The organism is Microbacterium sp. MAH-37 (genome assembly GCF_009758255.1).
In the GTDB taxonomy this organism is placed as follows: domain Bacteria; phylum Actinomycetota; class Actinomycetes; order Actinomycetales; family Microbacteriaceae; genus Microbacterium.
Genome location: NZ_WSEN01000009.1, coordinates 272,045 through 287,799 on the forward strand (window position 1 = coordinate 272,045; position 15,755 = coordinate 287,799).

Below are 15,755 nucleotides of genomic sequence, written 5' to 3' on the forward strand. Positions count from 1 at the left end.
CGTGGGATGATCTCGCCATGGACGAGTTCGCGCCGGAATCCACGGCACCGGCATCTTCGGCACCGGATGCCGCCGAACCGCCGACCGCCGGGGACACCGCACCCGCGCGCCGGCACACGTGGCTGTGGATCTCCGCGGCGATCGTGCTCGCCGGCCTCATCGTCACCGGCGTGCAGCTGTGGGCGAACCTGTCCTACGACGACGCCGAGGAGGCGTTCCTGCACTCGCGCACCGTCGCCCAGCCGGCGACGGCCACGCTCGTGGCCACCATGGAGCATGCCGACAGGGCCACCACGGCAGCGCAGGCCGTGGACGGAGTCGCCGCTCCCGAGCTGCTCACCGCAGACGACCGTGCGGCCCTCGCCGCAGGAGCCTCGGAGATCGCGAAGCAGCGCGCCGACGCCGAGAGAATCGGACTCGACCTGCCGCCGGCACCGTCCCAGAAGCCGACGATGCCCTGGGAGCTGTTCCTGGAGGCATCCGACCTGCGCGAGCAGACCTCGACCCTCGACGACCGCACGGACACGCAAGACGCGACTGCTCGCTCGCTGAGCGCAACCATCCGTGGCGTCGACGAATTGGGCGGCCGCATCCTCGAGACTGCGCACGCCGCCGTGCCGGCGATCGAGAAGGCGTCCGTCGACGCCCGATTCGCACCGATCATCGAGCTGCGCAAGGCCGCCGACGATGTGGGCAGCGCCCCTGCGGACATGGACTCGGGCACCTCCGCCAGCCTGCTCAGGCTCGACAAGGCCGTCGCCGCAGTGCGGGCATCCGCCCAGTCCGAACTGGCGGCGAAGGCCGGCCCGCTCTTCGAGGCGCGGCGCAGCGCCGAGGCGTACGCGCGGTCGATCTCGGGCGGCGTGCTCCTCGAGTTCGTCTGGACCGACAGGCTGCTCGGCCAGGGCGCCGGCGAATCCGGCGCGGGCACGGCGACCTGGGACGGCAACGACGGCGGCAGCTCGCACATCACGCTCACGAACTCCATCGCGAGATACTGGCCGGCCGAGTGGACCAAGGCGCTCGTCACGCACGAGGTCGGGCACTCGATCTCAGCCAAGTGCTACGAGAAGTTCGACTGGGAGGACCAGGATGCGAACGAGCAGTGGGCGACGGCCTGGGCGATGAGCTGGGGGTTCTCCGCCTACGACTCCGGTGCGAACATCTACGGCACCCCGTCGAAGGCGCTGCAGGACACCGCGAAAACCTGCCGCTGAACGCCCCTGCGATCCCGTCTCCGGATGGGATACCAGACCATTGGTTTTCGTTTGGTATCCCATTAGGATGCAGCTGTCCGGACGACGTCGTGCGGACCCGCGAGGGAGGTCGCGGATCATCGAGAGGGGTGGACGATGCAGAATCCGACATCCGGTCCGTTGTCGACGGACCGGCGCAGGAAGGTCACAGCGGTGCTCGCCGGAGGGCTCGTGCTGGGCGTCGGCGCGGCCGTCACGCTCGCCGCGTGGAACGACTCCGAGTTCGCGAAGTCGACGTTCAGCGCGGGCACGTTCGTGTTCCAGGGCTCAACGGACGGAACAGCGTTCGACGATCATCCGTCGGAAGACGGGGCGGCTGCGCTGACCTTCTCGTCCGGCTTCGACAACCTCAGCCCAGACGATGTGGTGTACGCGCCGTTCGCGCTCCAGTTGACGAGTGGCAGCACATCGGCCGCGGACATCACGGCGACGGCGCCGGTGGTCCCCGCAGCTCTGGACGGCGGGCTCACCTTCGCGTCCGTCGCGACGACGACCTTCGGATGCGATGCCGCGGCGTTCGCCGCCGGCACCGCCGTCCCGACGACCATACAGCCCGGTGACACCGTCAACCTCTGCCTGCAGGTCACGGCCGGAGCGCTGACGCAGGGCGCGACGGGCACCGTCGTGTGGCAATGGAACGCCGTGTCGCAGTAACACGAGCACGGCCGCCACGCGGGGCGCACGACAGATCGAGGATCCTCTTGGCGCGGATCCGTGCGCTCCTCGCCGGCGGGCTCGTGCTCGGCATCGGCGCGGCCGGCACGCTCGCCGCGTGGACCGACGAGGAGAACGCGGGGTCCACGGTGCAGGCGGGAACGTTCTCCCTCGTCTCGCAGACCAGGGACGACGCCTTCGCCTCGCACGGCAGCGGCAATGCCGCGCGTCTGGGGCTGGACGCGACCGGACTGTATCCGGGCGTCAGCAAGGCCGGCTGGATGCAGATCAAGACGTCGGGCACGCTCGGCGGAACCGTGACGCTCACCGGCATCGCCCTCAGCACCCCGGCGACGACCGCCGCGGATCAGGCGCTGCGCGACGCGCTGACCGTGCGCGTGGTCCCCGTGGCGCAGACGACGGACTGCACACCGGCGACGAGCGGAGGGACGGCGCAGTCCTTGCTGACGGTTCCGACTGCAGCGCAGTTGCCGCCGATCGCCCTGACCGGCAACGGCGGGAACACGGCGACCTACTGCGTGATCCTGTCGCTGCCGTCGACGGCGCCCACGACCGCACAGGGCGGCACGGTATCCCCCGTGTGGACGTTCACCGGAACCACGGGCTGATCGATGGGCGGCGCAGCACGAGGATTCGCCCGCGCGGGCCGCTGGCTCCGCGAGATCCTGCTGACCCTCGCCGCAATCGGCGGCGTCGCCTGCATCGTGCTGACCATCCTCGCGTTCACCGGCGGGTACTCGCTCATCATGTTCAAGACCGGCTCGATGTCGCCGACGATCCCGGCAGGGTCCGTCGCGCTGGTGCAGAAGGTACCGGCCTCGGATCTCGATGTCGGCGACGTCGTCACCGTCGACCGCGCCGGTGCTCTGCCAGTCACCCACCGCATCACCAGCATCTCCCCCGGCCCGTCGCTCACCCAGCGCATCGTCACCCTGCGCGGCGACGCGAACGAGACCGAAGACCCCGCGCCGTACACGATCACGGATGCCCGGATCGTGCGCGGATCGGTGCCGCAGCTCGCCACCGTGATCGTCTGGTTCGGCAGTCCGTGGGTGCTCGGCACGATCACCCTGGTCGCCGCTGCACTGGTGACCTGGGCGTTCTGGCCGCGCCAGCACCGAAGCGCCGTCCCGGCCGCGGGACCGCCCGGCGCCGATGAGTCGGCCGCACCGCGGGTACACCGTGCTGCCGGCCTGCTCTCCGCGGTCGCAGTCCTCTCGGCGGCGGGGACGATGCTCGCGCCGGCGCCTCCGGCATCCGCCTCGGGGATCGTCAGCATCAGATCGAGTCTGAGTCCCAGTGGAACCTACCTGCTCGATGACACCGAACCGCTGTTCTGGGACGTGGACGTCGATGCGGACGCCGCACCGGACGACGGCAGCCTGACCGTCGAACTGACGGGCCGAGGCGACCCGCACATGCGGGTGGACGCTGTCGTGCGCAGCTGCGACGCTCCGTGGTCGGCCGCGGGATGCTCCGGCAGCTCGAAGGTGCTCGCGCGGAGCGCGGACCCGGCGCTGGCCGGTGCGGTGCAGCGACTGCTGCACACTCAGACGCCCGACACGGTGCATCTGCGTGTGGCGCTCACGGCCAGCGTCCAAGGTGAAGCCTCCGGCACCGCCACGCTGACGCTCCGGGCGACTGCGGCGCAGAGCACCACGGAGCAGACTCTTGGCGGTGCGGCGAGCCTCGCGACGACAGGCGGGTCCTCGTTCGCGTTCCTCGCCGCTCCAGCGGCGGTCCTCATCGGACTCGGCATCGCCCTGGCCGCCCGCCGCAGGAGGGATGCCCCATGAGGCGTCGCGGTCGACTCGCCGCGTTGGGTGCGCTCTGCCTGCTCGGTGCGCTGCCGGTGGCCGTGCCGACGGATGCCGCGTGGACGCAGGCTGAGGCGACCGGAGCGACGATCACGGCGGTGCCAGCGCCGACGACGCCGTCGGCGGCGACGTGTGTGCCGCGCAGCGCGCTGGTCGTCGGTCTTCAGTACTTCGACCTGGCCTGGTCGTCGCCGCTGCCCCTGACCCATCAGCGCGTCGACGTCACTTTCCAGGGCACGACGGGCAGTGACACCGGACAGATCCTGCTCACCGGGCAGAGCGGAGGGGTGTACAGCTACTCCGCCCACTACACCTCGGACAAGCTGCTCGGCCTGGTGAACCTGGGCACGCTCCTCGGGGGCAGCTATGCGATCCGCATCCAGACCGGCTACCCCGGCAGTTCGTGGTATGCCGCGCCGAGGAACTTCACTCTCAATGTCGTCGCGCTGGGGCTGGGCAGCACCTGCACCTGACACGAAACGATCCCCGGGACTCGAGGTCCCGGGGATCGTTTCGTGTCAGTGCGTCAGGCTCACTGCCCGCGGCGCTCGCGCAGCTGCGTGAGCGCGTCGTCGAGAAGCTGCTCAGCCTCTTCGTCGGTACGACGCTCCTTCACGTAGGCGAGGTGCGTCTTGTACGGCTCCGCCTTGGCGAGCTCCGGCGGGTTCTGCCTGTCACGCCCGGCCGGAAGCCCGGTGTGGGGGTGATCGATGATGTCCGGGATCTCCTCCTCGGGCAGACCCGCCGCGAAGTACCGCACGGTCTCGTTGCCGAGGCCGTCCCAGTACGAGACCGCGATGCGGTCGGCGTGATAGCCGTGGTCCTGCTCCCCCATCGGGCCGGAGCCGACCCGCGTGCCGCGGATCGCGTTGCCGCCGGTGGCCATCAGACCACCCCGACCTTCGTGATCAGACCCAGCGCCACGATCGAGATGAACCACACCAGGGCGAGCACGATCGTGAAGCGGTTGAGGTTGCGCTCCGCGAGCCCCGACGAGCCGACGGCGGCGGTCATGCCGCCTCCGAACATGTCGGAGAGGCCGCCACCGCGGCCCTTGTGGAGAAGGATGAGAAGAGTCAGCAGAACGCTGCTGATGCCCAGCAGCACTTGCAGCACGAACTCGAGAACCTGCACGGGTAGAAGCCTTTCACCGGGGCCGAACGGCCCGCATGACTGTCGATTATACGGGGTCGCCGATTTCCGGCCGCCCCCGACGCTCAGACGCCGACGTGCTTCTCGAAGCGGATGATCGCCGCGAACTCGTCCACGACGAGGCTCGCGCCGCCCACCAGGGCGCCGTCGACGTCGGGCTCGCGCATGAAGCTGGCGATGTTGCCGGACTTCACGCTGCCTCCGTAGAGCACGCGCGTGCGCGCCGCTGCATCCTCGTCGAGGACACGGGCGATCACCTGGCGCAGCGCCTGGCAGACCTCCTGCGCCTGCGCCGGCGTGGCCGCCTGGCCCGACCCGATCGCCCAGACCGGCTCATAGGCCACGACGATGTCGGCGGATGCCGGAACGCCGGCCAGCGCCGCCTCGAGCTGCCCGGCGGGCACGGCGCTCGCGCCGTGCGTCTCCAGGTCATCGGCGGTCTCGCCGACGCAGATCACCGGCACGAGACCGTGCTTCAGCGCCGCGCGCACCTTGGCGTTCACGACTTCGTCCGACTCCGCGTGGTACTCGCGGCGCTCGGAGTGACCGATGATGACGTAGCCGACGCCGAGCTTCGACAGGAACGCACCAGACACCTCGCCGGTGTACGCGCCGGAGTCGTGCGCCGAGACGTCCTGCGCACCGAGCCCGAACGGGATCTTGTCGGCGTCGATCAGCGTCTGCACGCTGCGGATGTCGGTGAACGGCGGGAACACCGCCACCTCGACCGAGCCGTTCTCGTGCCCGGCATCCTTCAGCGTCCAGTGCAGCTTCTGCACCGTCGCGACCGCCTGCAAGTGGTCGAGATTCATCTTCCAGTTGCCCGCGATCAGCGGGGTCCTCTTGTTCACGCCCATCCGAGTACCTCCAAGCCGGGGAGCTTCTTGCCCTCGAGGAACTCGAGGCTTGCGCCCCCGCCCGTCGAGATGTGTCCGAACTGGTCGTCCGCGAACCCGAGCTGGCGCACCGCCGCGGCCGAGTCACCACCGCCGACCACGCCGAGACCGTCGATCTCGGTGAGGGCCTGCGCCACGGCCTTGGTGCCCGCCGCGAACGCGGGGAACTCGAACACGCCCATCGGGCCGTTCCAGAACACCGTCTTCGAGTCGCGGATCGCCGCGGCGAAGGCTGCAGCGGTATCCGGTCCGATGTCGAGGCCGATGCCGGATGCACCGAACGAGCTCTGCTCGATCGCGTCGGCCGCGACCACCTCGTGCGCCGCATCGGCCGCGAAGCCGGATGCCACGACGACGTCGGTCGGCAGCACGAGCTCCACGCCGCGATCCTTCGCCTCGGCGATGTAGCCGCGGACGGTGTCGAGCTGGTCCTTCTCGAGCAGACTGGATGCCACGGCGTGGCCCTCGGCCGCGAGGAAGGTGAACAGCATGCCGCCGCCCACGAGCAGACGGTCGACGCGCGGCAGCAGGTGCGAGATGACGCCCAGCTTGTCGCTCACCTTCGATCCGCCCAGGACCACCGTGTACGGACGCTCGGGGTTCTCGGTGAGGCGGTCCAGCACGTCCAGCTCGGTCGCGATCAGCAGACCGGCCGCGGACGGCAGCTGCTGGGCGAGCTCGTAGACGCTGGCCTGTTTGCGGTGCACGACGCCGAAGCCGTCGGACACCATGGCATCGCCGAGCGCGGCGAGACGGGCGGCGAAGGCGGAGCGCTCAGCGTCGTCCTTCGAGGTCTCGCCCGGATTGAACCGCAGGTTCTCCAGCACGACGACACCGCCGTCCTCGAGCGACGCGACGGCCTGCTGGGCCGACTCGTCCACCGTGTCGCGTGCGAACGCGACCGGCTTGCCGAGCAGCTCGGACAGACGCTGCGCCACCGGGGCGAGGCTGTACTGCGGGTCGGGCGCCCCGTCGGGGCGGCCCAGGTGCGAGCAGACGACGACGCGGGCGCCGGCGTTGATGAGGGCGTTGAGGGTCGGCAGGGAGGCCCGAACACGGCCATCGTCCGTGATGACCCCGTCCCGCAGGGGGACGTTGAGGTCACAACGGACGATGACGCGCTTGCCTTCCAGCGAACCGACTGTCTCCCGGAGGGATTCGAGGGTGCGCAGTGTCATGGAAGAGAGTTTAGAGACGCTCGGCCACGTACTCGGTCAGGTCGACGAGACGGTTGGAGTAGCCCCACTCGTTGTCGTACCAGCTCGAGACCTTGACGAGGTTGCCGTCGACGTTGGTCAGGCCGGCGTCGAAGACCGAGGAGTGCGGGTCGAGCTGGATGTCGCTCGACACGATCGGGTCCTCGTTGTACTTCAGGATGCCCTGCAGGCGTCCGTCGGCGGCGGCCGCACGGTAGGCGGCGTTGATCTCTTCGACGGTCAGGTCGTCGCGGGTGGTCACCAGCGTGAGGTCGACGATCGAGCCGGTGGGCACCGGAACGCGGTACGACGAGCCGCTGAGCTTGCCGTTCAGCTCGGGCAGGACCAGGCCGATGGCCTTGGCAGCACCGGTCGACGCCGGGACGATGTTGATCGCTGCGGCGCGTGCGCGGTGCAGGTCGCCGTGCGGGCCGTCCTGCAGGTTCTGGTCGGCGGTGTAGGCGTGCGCGGTCATCATGAAGCCGCGCTCGATGCCGAACGTGTCGTTGAACACCTTGGCCAGCGGCGCGAGGCAGTTGGTGGTGCAGGACGCGTTGGAGATGATGTTGTGGTTCGCCGGGTCGTAGGTCTCCTCGTTCACGCCGATGACGAACGTGCCGTCCGCGCCGGTGGCGGGAGCGGAGATGATGACCTTCTTGGCGCCGCCGGCGATGTGCTTGGCTGCATCCTCGGCCTTGGTGAAGCGGCCGGTCGACTCGATGACGATGTCGACGCCGAGCTCACCCCAGGGCAGGTTCGCGGGGTCGCGCTCCTCGAAGACCTTGATGTCCTTGCCGCCGACGGTGATCACGTCACCCTCGTAGGAGACGTCCACACCGAGGCGTCCGCCGACCGAGTCGTACTTCAGCAGGTGCGCGAGCGCCTTGTTGTCAGTGAGGTCGTTGACAGCGACGATCTCCAGGTCAGCGTTCTGCGCGAGGGCCGCGCGGAGGAAATTACGCCCGATACGACCGAAGCCGTTGATACCGATCTTGACAGACACGAAAGTCTCCTGGTTCTTACTCGAGGAATTGCGTGATTCTTGCGGATTGCACGGACAACGGCGTCCTGATGGGCTTTAGCGCCCATCAGGACGCCCATCTTTTACGACAGTACCAGGAGACCTGCGGTGTTCTCGCGCGCCGTTACGAAGCGCTGGGACACGTTCTCCCAGTTCGCGATGTTCCAGGCAGCCTTGACGTAGTCGGCCTTCACGTTGAGGTAGTCCAGGTAGAAGGCGTGCTCCCACATGTCCAGCTGGAACAGCGGAATGGTGCCCTGGGCGGTGTTGCCCTGCTGGTCGAACAGCTGCTGGATGATCAGGCGGGCGCCGATCGGGTCCCAGCTCAGCACGGCCCAGCCCGACCCCTGGATACCCATGGCCGCAGCGGTGAAGTGCGCCTGGAACTTCTCGAAGGAGCCGAAGAACTCCTCGATGGCCGCCTTCAGCTCGCCCTCGGGCTGGCCGCCGCCGTTCGGCGACAGGTTGGTCCAGAAGATCGAGTGGTTGACGTGGCCGCCGAGGTGGAAGGCGAGGTCCTTCTCGAGACGGTTGACGTTCGCGAAGTTGCCGGTCTCCCGTGCCTCGGCCAGCTGCTCCAGCGCAGCGTTCGCGCCCGCGACGTACGCCGCGTGGTGCTTGTCGTGGTGCAGCTCCATGATCTTGGCGCTGATGTGCGGTTCGAGTGCCGCGTAGTCGTACGGAAGGTCGGGGAGCGTGTAAGTCGCCATGTCGATTTCATCCAATCCGCGCCGCGCCGCGGCGCTTGTCGTTCCCCTGCGCCGCCGTGTGCGGGGCAGAGCGGACGAGTCTCATCCTACTGACGACAACGCGCCCGCGGACGGGATGCTTCCGCAGATGACCGCCGGAAACGCAGACGTGGGCGCCTCCTGTGCGGAAGCGCCCACGATGCGGAAAAGCAGCGGCGTCAGCCGTCGAGTCCGGCCGGCACCGCTGCCTCGGTACCAGGGATGCCTTCCTGCTGCGCGCGCTTGTCGGCCATCGCCAGCAGACGGCGGATGCGGCCGGCGACGGCGTCCTTGGTCAGCGGCGGCTCGGCGTGGTGGCCGAGCTCGTCCAGGCTGGCCTCACGGTGCTCCAGACGCAGTCGTCCGGCGAGACGCAGGTGATCGGGAACCTCGTCGCCGAGGATCTCGAGGGCGCGCTCGACCCGGGCGCAGGCGGCGACGGCGGCCTGCGCCGAACGGCGCAGGTTCGCGTCGTCGAAGTTCACCAGTCGGTTCACACCGGCGCGCACCTCGCGACGCTGGCGCATCTCCTCCCATGCGGCGGCGGTGCGCTGCGCGCCCATCACCGCGAGGATGCCCCGGATCGCCTCGCCCTCGCGGACGACGACGCGCGGCATGCCACGCACCTCACGGGCCTTGGATGCGATACCCAGACGGTGTGCGGCGCCGACGAGGGCCATCGCGGCCTCGGACGACGGGCAGGCGACCTCGAGCACGGCCGAGCGACCGGGCTCGCTGAGCGAGCCGGCGGCCAGGAAGGCGCCGCGCCAGATGCCGGCGAGCTCCTCGCGGGAGCCGGTGGTCAGGCGGTTCGGCAGACCGCGGACCGGACGGCGACGGGGGTCGAGAAGACCGGTCTGGCGGGCGAGGGTCTCGCCCGCGGCGATCACGCGCACCGCCCAGCGGGGGCTCTCCGCCGCGCCGCCGGTCTGCGCGGTGCTGGACTTCACCTGCGCGATCTCCGGGCGCACACCGTAGATCTCGGCGAGATCACGGGCGACTCGACGCGCCAGCGTCTCGGCATCCACCTCGGCCTCGACGGCGACGCGCCCCGCGATGGAGTGCAGTCCGCCGGCGAACCGGAGAATGGTGGTCACCTCCGCGACGCGCACCGAAGGGGGTGCGTTCCGGATGCTGACCAGTTCCGCCTTGACGTCGGTGGTTAGTGCCACGGGACTCCTCTTGCTCCGCGCGCCGGATCGCGGCGCAAGGAACCAGCTTACAAGGAAGGCCCCTTGCCCGACGATTCAGAGAGCCTACTCCCGACCGAGGTCGCGGTGGCGGATGTTAACCGCCACCCCCGGGATCTGGCCGAGCCGACGGCCCAGTTCCTCGGCCATCGCCACCGAGCGGTGCTTGCCCCCGGTGCATCCGATCGCGACAGTGGAGTGGCTCTTGTTCTCGCGCTGATACCCCTCGAGCACCGGCACGAGAGCGGTGGCATAGGCGTCCAGGAACTCCTGGGCGCCGTCGCGCGAGAGCACGTAGTCTCGCACCTGCTCGTCCTGGCCGGTGAGGCCGCGCAGCTCGTCGTTCCAGAACGGGTTGGGCAGGAAGCGCATGTCGGCCACAAGGTCCACGTCGGTGGGAAGGCCGTACTTGAACCCGAAGCTCAGCAGCGTCAGCCGATGGCGCGCTGCGCCCTCCTCGGAGAAGATCTCGGTCACCTGCGTGGCCAGCTGGTGGATGTTGAGGCTCGAGGTGTCGATCACCAGGTCCGCGGCTTCGCGGACCATCGCCAGCCGGGACCGTTCGGTGCGGATGCCGTCCAGCAGCGTGCCGTCGCCCTGCAGCGGATGCGGTCGGCGCACGGACTCGAAGCGGCGCACGAGCACATCGTCCGAGGCATCCAGGAACAGCACCTTCACGCCGGAGCCGCGGGAGCGCAGTGCACGCGCGACCCCGGGGAAGTCGTCGAAGAGGCTGCGACCGCGGACGTCGACGACGGCGGCGACCTTGGGCAGGTTCGCGCCACCCATGCCGGTGAGGTCGAGCAGCGGGCGAAGGATCTGCGGCGGAAGGTTGTCGACCACGTACCAGCCGAGGTCCTCCAGCGCGTTCGCCGCCGTTGTGCGGCCGGCGCCCGACATGCCGGTGACGATGAGGAACTCGCCCTGCTCCTCGACAGTGGTCTCTTCGTCCGCCGTCTCCGCCGCAGTCATGTGGCACCTTCCCCTCGCAACCAGCTTAGGGCTTTTCCACGGCGCCCTTCGAGAGCCTCGCCTGGATGGTCTGCGCGAGAGCCGGACCGATGCCGGGGACCTCCTGGATCTGCTCCGCGTCCGCGGCACGCAGCTTGGCCACGGACCCGAAGTGCTTCAGCAGCGCCTTGATCCTGGCGTCGCCGAGTCCTGGCACCTCGGACAGCACCGTGCTGATGTCGCGCCGGCGCCTGCGGCGCTGATGCGTGATCGCGAACCGGTGCGCCTCGTCGCGCAGCCGCTGCACGAGGTACAACGCCTCGCTGGTGCGGGGCAGGATGACCGGGAAGTCGTCGCCGGGCAGCCAGATCTCCTCGAGGCGCTTGGCGATGCCGCACAGCGCGATGCCCGTCGCACCGCTGTCGCGCAGCGCCCGTGCCGCCGCGGCGACCTGCGGCTGACCGCCGTCCACGATGAGCAACTGCGGGCGATAGGCGAAGCGGGGGCGGGGCTTCTCCCCTGCAACCGCCTCGATCGTCGGATCCGGAAGCGGTTCTGGGGCGCTGTCGACGTGCGCGAGCCGGCGCATCAGCACCTGGTACATCGAGTCCGTGTCGTCCGTCGTCTCGGTGATGTTGAACGATCGGTACTGGTCCTTGCGAGGGAGACCGTCCTCGAAGACCACCATCGAGGCGACCACGTTCGTGCCGCTGAGGTGCGAGATGTCGTAGCACTCGATGCGCAGCGGCGCCTCGTCCATGCCGAGCGCGTCCTGCAGGTCGGTCAGCGCCTGCGTGCGCGCGACGTAGTCGCTGGTGCGCTTGGTCTTGTGCCGGATGAGCGCCTGCGTCGCGTTCAGCGTCGCGGTGCGCATCAGCTCGGCCCTCTGCCCGCGCTGCGCGACGGCGATCTCGACCTTCCTGCCGCGCTTCTCGCGAAGCCACTGCTCGAGCTCGGCGGCGTCGTCAGGAAGGGAAGGCACCAGGATGCGCCGCGGGATGTCGCCGGATTCGCCGTAGGCGCGCTGCAGCACCTGGTCGACCAGCTCGGGTCCGGAGATGTCGATCTCCTTGTCGATGGCTGTGGCGCGCACGCCTCGCACGCGGCCGCCGCGGATCACGAAGTGCTGCACCGCCGCCGAGAGCTCGTCCTCGGCGATTCCGAACAGGTCAGCGTCCTCGTCGGCGGCGAGCACCAGCGCGCTCTTGCCGAGCACGGCGTCGATCGAGGCGAGCTTGTCGCGGTACTTCGCCGCCGCCTCGTAGTCCATGGCGGCGGACGCCTCCCGCATCCGCTTGGTGAGCTCGCGCGTGAAGCGCTCGTCGCCCCCTTCCATGAACGCGATGAAGTCGTCGACCATCGCGCGATGCTCCTCGATGGTGCAGGTCATCGAGCACGGACCGCCGCACCGGCCGATCTGGCCGGGGAAGCACGGCCGACCTGTCTGCATCGCCTTGCGGTAACTGGAGTCGCTGCAGGTGCGGATCGGGAATGCCCTGATCATCAGCTCGATCGTGTCGTGCACCGCCCACACCTTCGGATACGGCCCGAAGTACTTCGCCCCGGGGATCCGCCGGTTGCGGGTGACGATGACGCGCGGCGCCTCGTCGGCGAGCGTGATCGCCATGAACGGGTAGGACTTGTCGTCCTTGTAGCGCACGTTGAACGGCGGATCGAACTCCTTGATCCACATGTACTCCAGCTGGAGCGAATCGACGTCCGTCGCGACGACGGTCCACTCCACGGATGCCGCGGTCGTGACCATCCGCCGGGTGCGCTCGTGCAGCGTGCGCAGTGGCGCGAAGTAGTTCGACAGCCGCTGACGCAGGTTCTTCGCCTTGCCGACGTAGAGCACCCGGCCGTCGGAGTCGCGGAACCGGTACACCCCGGGATCGGTCGGAATCTCCCCTGTGCGCGGCTTGTACGGGAGGACGTCCGCCATCAGCCGGCCTTGCGCGCCGCGCCGCTCCCGAGACCGAGGACCTCGGCGAGGAACTGCCCGGTGTGGCTGCCCTCGACGCGCGCGATCTGCTCCGGCGTGCCGGTCGCGATGATCTCGCCGCCACCGGCGCCGCCCTCCGGTCCGAGGTCGATCACCCAGTCGGCGGACTTGATCACGTCGAGGTTGTGCTCGATCACGATCACGGTGTTGCCCTTGTCGACCAGGCCGTTCAGCACCTCGAGCAGCTTGCGCACGTCTTCGAAGTGCAGACCCGTGGTCGGCTCGTCGAGCACGTAGATGCTGCGTCCGTTCGAGCGGCGCTGCAACTCCGTCGCGAGCTTGACGCGCTGCGCCTCGCCGCCGGAGAGCGTCGTCGCCGACTGTCCGAGCCGCACGTAGCCGAGTCCCACGTCGACGAGCGTCTTCATGTACCGGTGGATCGCGGGGATCGCCTCGAAGAAGACCGCGGCCTCCTCGATCGGCATCTCGAGCACCTCGGCGATGTTCTTGCCCTTGTAGTGCACGGAGAGCGTGTCGCGGTTGTACCGCTTGCCGTGGCACACCTCGCAGTCCACGTACACATCGGGCAGGAAGTTCATCTCGATCTTGATCGTGCCGTCTCCGGAGCACGCGTCGCAGCGGCCGCCCTTGACGTTGAAGCTGAACCGGCCGGGAAGGTACCCGCGCACCTTCGCCTCTGGTGTCTCGCTGAACAGCGTGCGGATGCGGTCGAAGACGCCGGTGTAGGTCGCCGGGTTCGACCGCGGGGTGCGGCCGATCGGCGCCTGATCGACGTGCACGACCTTGTCGAGGTTGTCGAGTCCGGTGACCCTGGTGTGCTTGCCAGGCACGGTCCTGGCGCCGTTCAGCTTCGAGGCGAGCACCTGGTACAGGATGTCGTTGACCAGCGAGGACTTGCCGGATCCGCTGACGCCGGTGACCGCGGTGAGCACACCCAGCGGGAAGTCCGCGGAGACGTTCTTCAGGTTGTTCTCGCGGGCGCCCACGACACCCAGCATCCGCTTGCGATCGATGCGACGGCGCTTGGCCGGCGTCGTGATCTCGCGGCGGCCGGCGAGGTAGTCGCCGGTGATGGACCCGGTATCCGCCAAGAGCGACGAATAGGGGCCGGAGTGCACGACCTCTCCCCCGCCGACGCCGGCGCCGGGGCCGATGTCGACGACCCAGTCGGCGGCCTGGATGGTCTCCTCGTCGTGCTCGACCACGATCAGCGTGTTGCCAAGATCGCGCAGCGTCTCGAGCGTCTCGATCAGGCGGCGGTTGTCGCGCTGGTGCAGACCGATGGACGGCTCGTCGAGCACGTACAGCACGCCGGTCAGGCCGGAGCCGATCTGCGTGGCCAGCCGGATGCGCTGCGCCTCGCCACCGGAGAGCGATCCCGCAGAGCGGCTGAGGTTGAGGTAGGCCAGGCCGACCTGCAGCAGGAAGTCGAGTCGCAGCCGGATCTCGCGCAGCACCTGCGCGGCGATCTTCGCCTCGCGGTCGGACAGCACCAGGTGCTCCATGAACTCGCGGGCGTCGGCCAGGCTGAGGTGCGAGACCTCTGAGATGGAATGCCCGTGCACCAGCACCGACAGCACCTCGGGGCGAAGCCGGTCGCCCTTGCAGACCGGACAGGGGACCTCACGCAGGTATTCGGCCCAGCGCTGGCGCTGCGTGTCGGACTCGGCCTGCATGTACTGCCGCTCGATGTACGGCACGACGCCCTCGAAGCCCGACGTGTAGCGCATCTCGCGCCCGTAGCGGTTCTTCCACTTGACGGTGACCTTGTAGTTGTCACCCCGCAGCACGGCCTCGCGCACATCGGAGTGCAGCTTGCGCCAGGGCGTGTCCAGCGAGAAGTCCAGGTCGTTCGACAGGCCCTCGAGCAGACGCTCGTAGTACTGGAAGAGCCCCTTGCCCTGCGTCGTCCACGGGATGATGACGCCTTCGCGGATCGACAGCTCCTCGTCGCCGAGCATGAGGTCGACGTCGACAGACATCCGGGTGCCGAGGCCCGAGCACGCCGGGCACGCACCGAACGGCGCGTTGAACGAGAAGGTGCGGGGCTCGATCTCGGTGAGGGTGATCGGATGCCCGTTGGGGCACGCCAGCTTCTCGGAGAACGACTGCCAGGCCGCGTCCCCCTCCTCGTCGACGAAGTTGACCTGCATGACGCCGCCGGCGAGGCCGAGCGCCGTCTCGACCGAGTCGGTCACGCGGCCGAGGATGTCGTCGGATGCCACGAGGCGGTCGACGACCACGGCGATGTCGTGCTTGTAGCTCTTCTTCAGCGTCGGCGGCTCTGCCAGCTGGATGAGGTCGCCGTCGACGATCGCGCGCGAGTAGCCCTTCGCGCCCAGTTCGCGGAACAGGTCGACGAACTCGCCCTTCTTCTGCGAGACGACGGGCGCGACGATCTGATAGCGGGTGCGCTCCGGCAGCTCCATGAGCTGATCGGCGATCTGCTGCACGGTCTGCCGCTGGATGCGCTCACCGCACTCGGGGCAGTGCGGCACGCCGATGCGCGCCCAGAGCAGGCGCATGTAGTCGTAGATCTCGGTGATCGTGCCGACCGTCGACCGAGGGTTGCGGTTGGTCGACTTCTGGTCGATCGACACCGCAGGGCTGAGCCCCTCGATGAAGTCGACGTCCGGCCGGTCGACCTGGCCGAGGAACTGCCGCGCATAGGCACTCAACGACTCGACATAGCGACGCTGTCCCTCCGCGAAGATCGTGTCGAACGCGAGGCTGGACTTGCCGGAGCCGGACAGTCCGGTGAAGACCACCAGCGAATCGCGGGGGATCTCGATGTCTACGTTCTTGAGATTGTGCACGCGGGCACCGCGGACACTGAGTTTTCCTGAGCTGGCGACGGGAACAATGGGCACCGGACAAGTCTAGGAGTGCCCACCGACATCGGGCTCGGAG

The 15,755-nt window shown here is 68.9% G+C and carries 15 protein-coding genes; 5 read left to right on the plus strand and 10 right to left on the minus strand.

Annotation, left to right across the window (positions count from 1 at the left end; translation table 11 throughout):
- Positions 1-17 precede the first annotated feature (17 nt).
- From GON06_RS13520 to GON06_RS13540, 5 genes are all read left to right on the plus strand, one after another.
- Entirely contained in the window at positions 18-1,217 is a 1,200-nt protein-coding gene (locus tag GON06_RS13520; protein ID WP_157312785.1) for a hypothetical protein, read from the plus strand.
- A 135-nt stretch (positions 1,218-1,352) separates the two neighbouring features.
- Entirely contained in the window at positions 1,353-1,910 is a 558-nt protein-coding gene (locus GON06_RS13525; protein WP_157312786.1) for a SipW-dependent-type signal peptide-containing protein, read from the plus strand.
- Between the two features lie 47 nt (positions 1,911-1,957).
- Positions 1,958-2,539: a SipW-dependent-type signal peptide-containing protein gene (locus GON06_RS13530; protein ID WP_157312787.1), complete on the plus strand. Its 582-nt coding sequence runs from the start codon at positions 1,958-1,960 to the stop codon at positions 2,537-2,539.
- A gap of 3 nt (positions 2,540-2,542) precedes the next feature.
- Positions 2,543-3,727, plus strand: coding sequence for a hypothetical protein (locus GON06_RS18535; RefSeq protein WP_198346702.1), 1,185 nt, complete (start codon positions 2,543-2,545; stop codon positions 3,725-3,727).
- Positions 3,724-4,221 carry a hypothetical protein gene (locus GON06_RS13540; protein ID WP_157312788.1) on the plus strand — a complete coding sequence of 166 codons (498 nt, stop codon included), beginning with the start codon at positions 3,724-3,726 and terminating at the stop codon, positions 4,219-4,221. Before GON06_RS18535 ends, GON06_RS13540 begins: the two co-directional genes overlap by 4 nt.
- 59 nt (positions 4,222-4,280) lie before the next feature.
- Here the strand turns inward: GON06_RS13540 and GON06_RS13545 are convergent, their stop codons facing one another.
- From GON06_RS13545 to uvrA, 10 genes are all read right to left on the minus strand, one after another.
- Positions 4,281-4,634: an RNA polymerase-binding protein RbpA gene (locus GON06_RS13545; RefSeq protein ID WP_157312789.1), complete on the minus strand. Its 354-nt coding sequence runs from the start codon at positions 4,632-4,634 to the stop codon at positions 4,281-4,283.
- On the minus strand, positions 4,634-4,882 hold the full coding sequence (gene secG, locus GON06_RS13550) for a preprotein translocase subunit SecG (protein ID WP_332837539.1): 249 nt from the start codon (positions 4,880-4,882) through the stop codon (positions 4,634-4,636). The genes GON06_RS13545 and secG overlap by 1 nt, the downstream gene beginning before the upstream one ends.
- A gap of 83 nt (positions 4,883-4,965) precedes the next feature.
- Positions 4,966-5,757: a triose-phosphate isomerase gene (gene tpiA, locus GON06_RS13555; protein WP_157312790.1), complete on the minus strand. Its 792-nt coding sequence runs from the start codon at positions 5,755-5,757 to the stop codon at positions 4,966-4,968.
- Complete coding sequence (locus GON06_RS13560; protein WP_157312791.1) at positions 5,748-6,974, minus strand: phosphoglycerate kinase; 1,227 nt, start codon at positions 6,972-6,974, stop codon at positions 5,748-5,750. The genes tpiA and GON06_RS13560 overlap by 10 nt, the downstream gene beginning before the upstream one ends.
- A 10-nt stretch (positions 6,975-6,984) precedes the next feature.
- On the minus strand, positions 6,985-7,995 hold the full coding sequence (gene gap, locus GON06_RS13565; protein WP_332837540.1) for a type I glyceraldehyde-3-phosphate dehydrogenase: 1,011 nt from the start codon (positions 7,993-7,995) through the stop codon (positions 6,985-6,987).
- 101 nt (positions 7,996-8,096) lie between these two features.
- Complete coding sequence (locus tag GON06_RS13570) at positions 8,097-8,723, minus strand: superoxide dismutase (protein ID WP_157312792.1); 627 nt, start codon at positions 8,721-8,723, stop codon at positions 8,097-8,099.
- A 197-nt stretch (positions 8,724-8,920) separates the two neighbouring features.
- Positions 8,921-9,913, minus strand: coding sequence for a DNA-binding protein WhiA (gene whiA / locus GON06_RS13575; protein WP_116242975.1), 993 nt, complete (start codon positions 9,911-9,913; stop codon positions 8,921-8,923).
- A gap of 84 nt (positions 9,914-9,997) precedes the next feature.
- Entirely contained in the window at positions 9,998-10,903 is a 906-nt protein-coding gene (gene rapZ, locus GON06_RS13580) for an RNase adapter RapZ (protein ID WP_157312793.1), read from the minus strand.
- A 25-nt stretch (positions 10,904-10,928) separates the two neighbouring features.
- Positions 10,929-12,824 carry an excinuclease ABC subunit UvrC gene (gene uvrC, locus GON06_RS13585; RefSeq protein WP_157312794.1) on the minus strand — a complete coding sequence of 632 codons (1,896 nt, stop codon included), beginning with the start codon at positions 12,822-12,824 and terminating at the stop codon, positions 10,929-10,931.
- Positions 12,824-15,715 carry an excinuclease ABC subunit UvrA gene (uvrA, locus tag GON06_RS13590; protein WP_332837541.1) on the minus strand — a complete coding sequence of 964 codons (2,892 nt, stop codon included), beginning with the start codon at positions 15,713-15,715 and terminating at the stop codon, positions 12,824-12,826. Before uvrA ends, uvrC begins: the two co-directional genes overlap by 1 nt.
- Positions 15,716-15,755 lie beyond the last annotated feature (40 nt).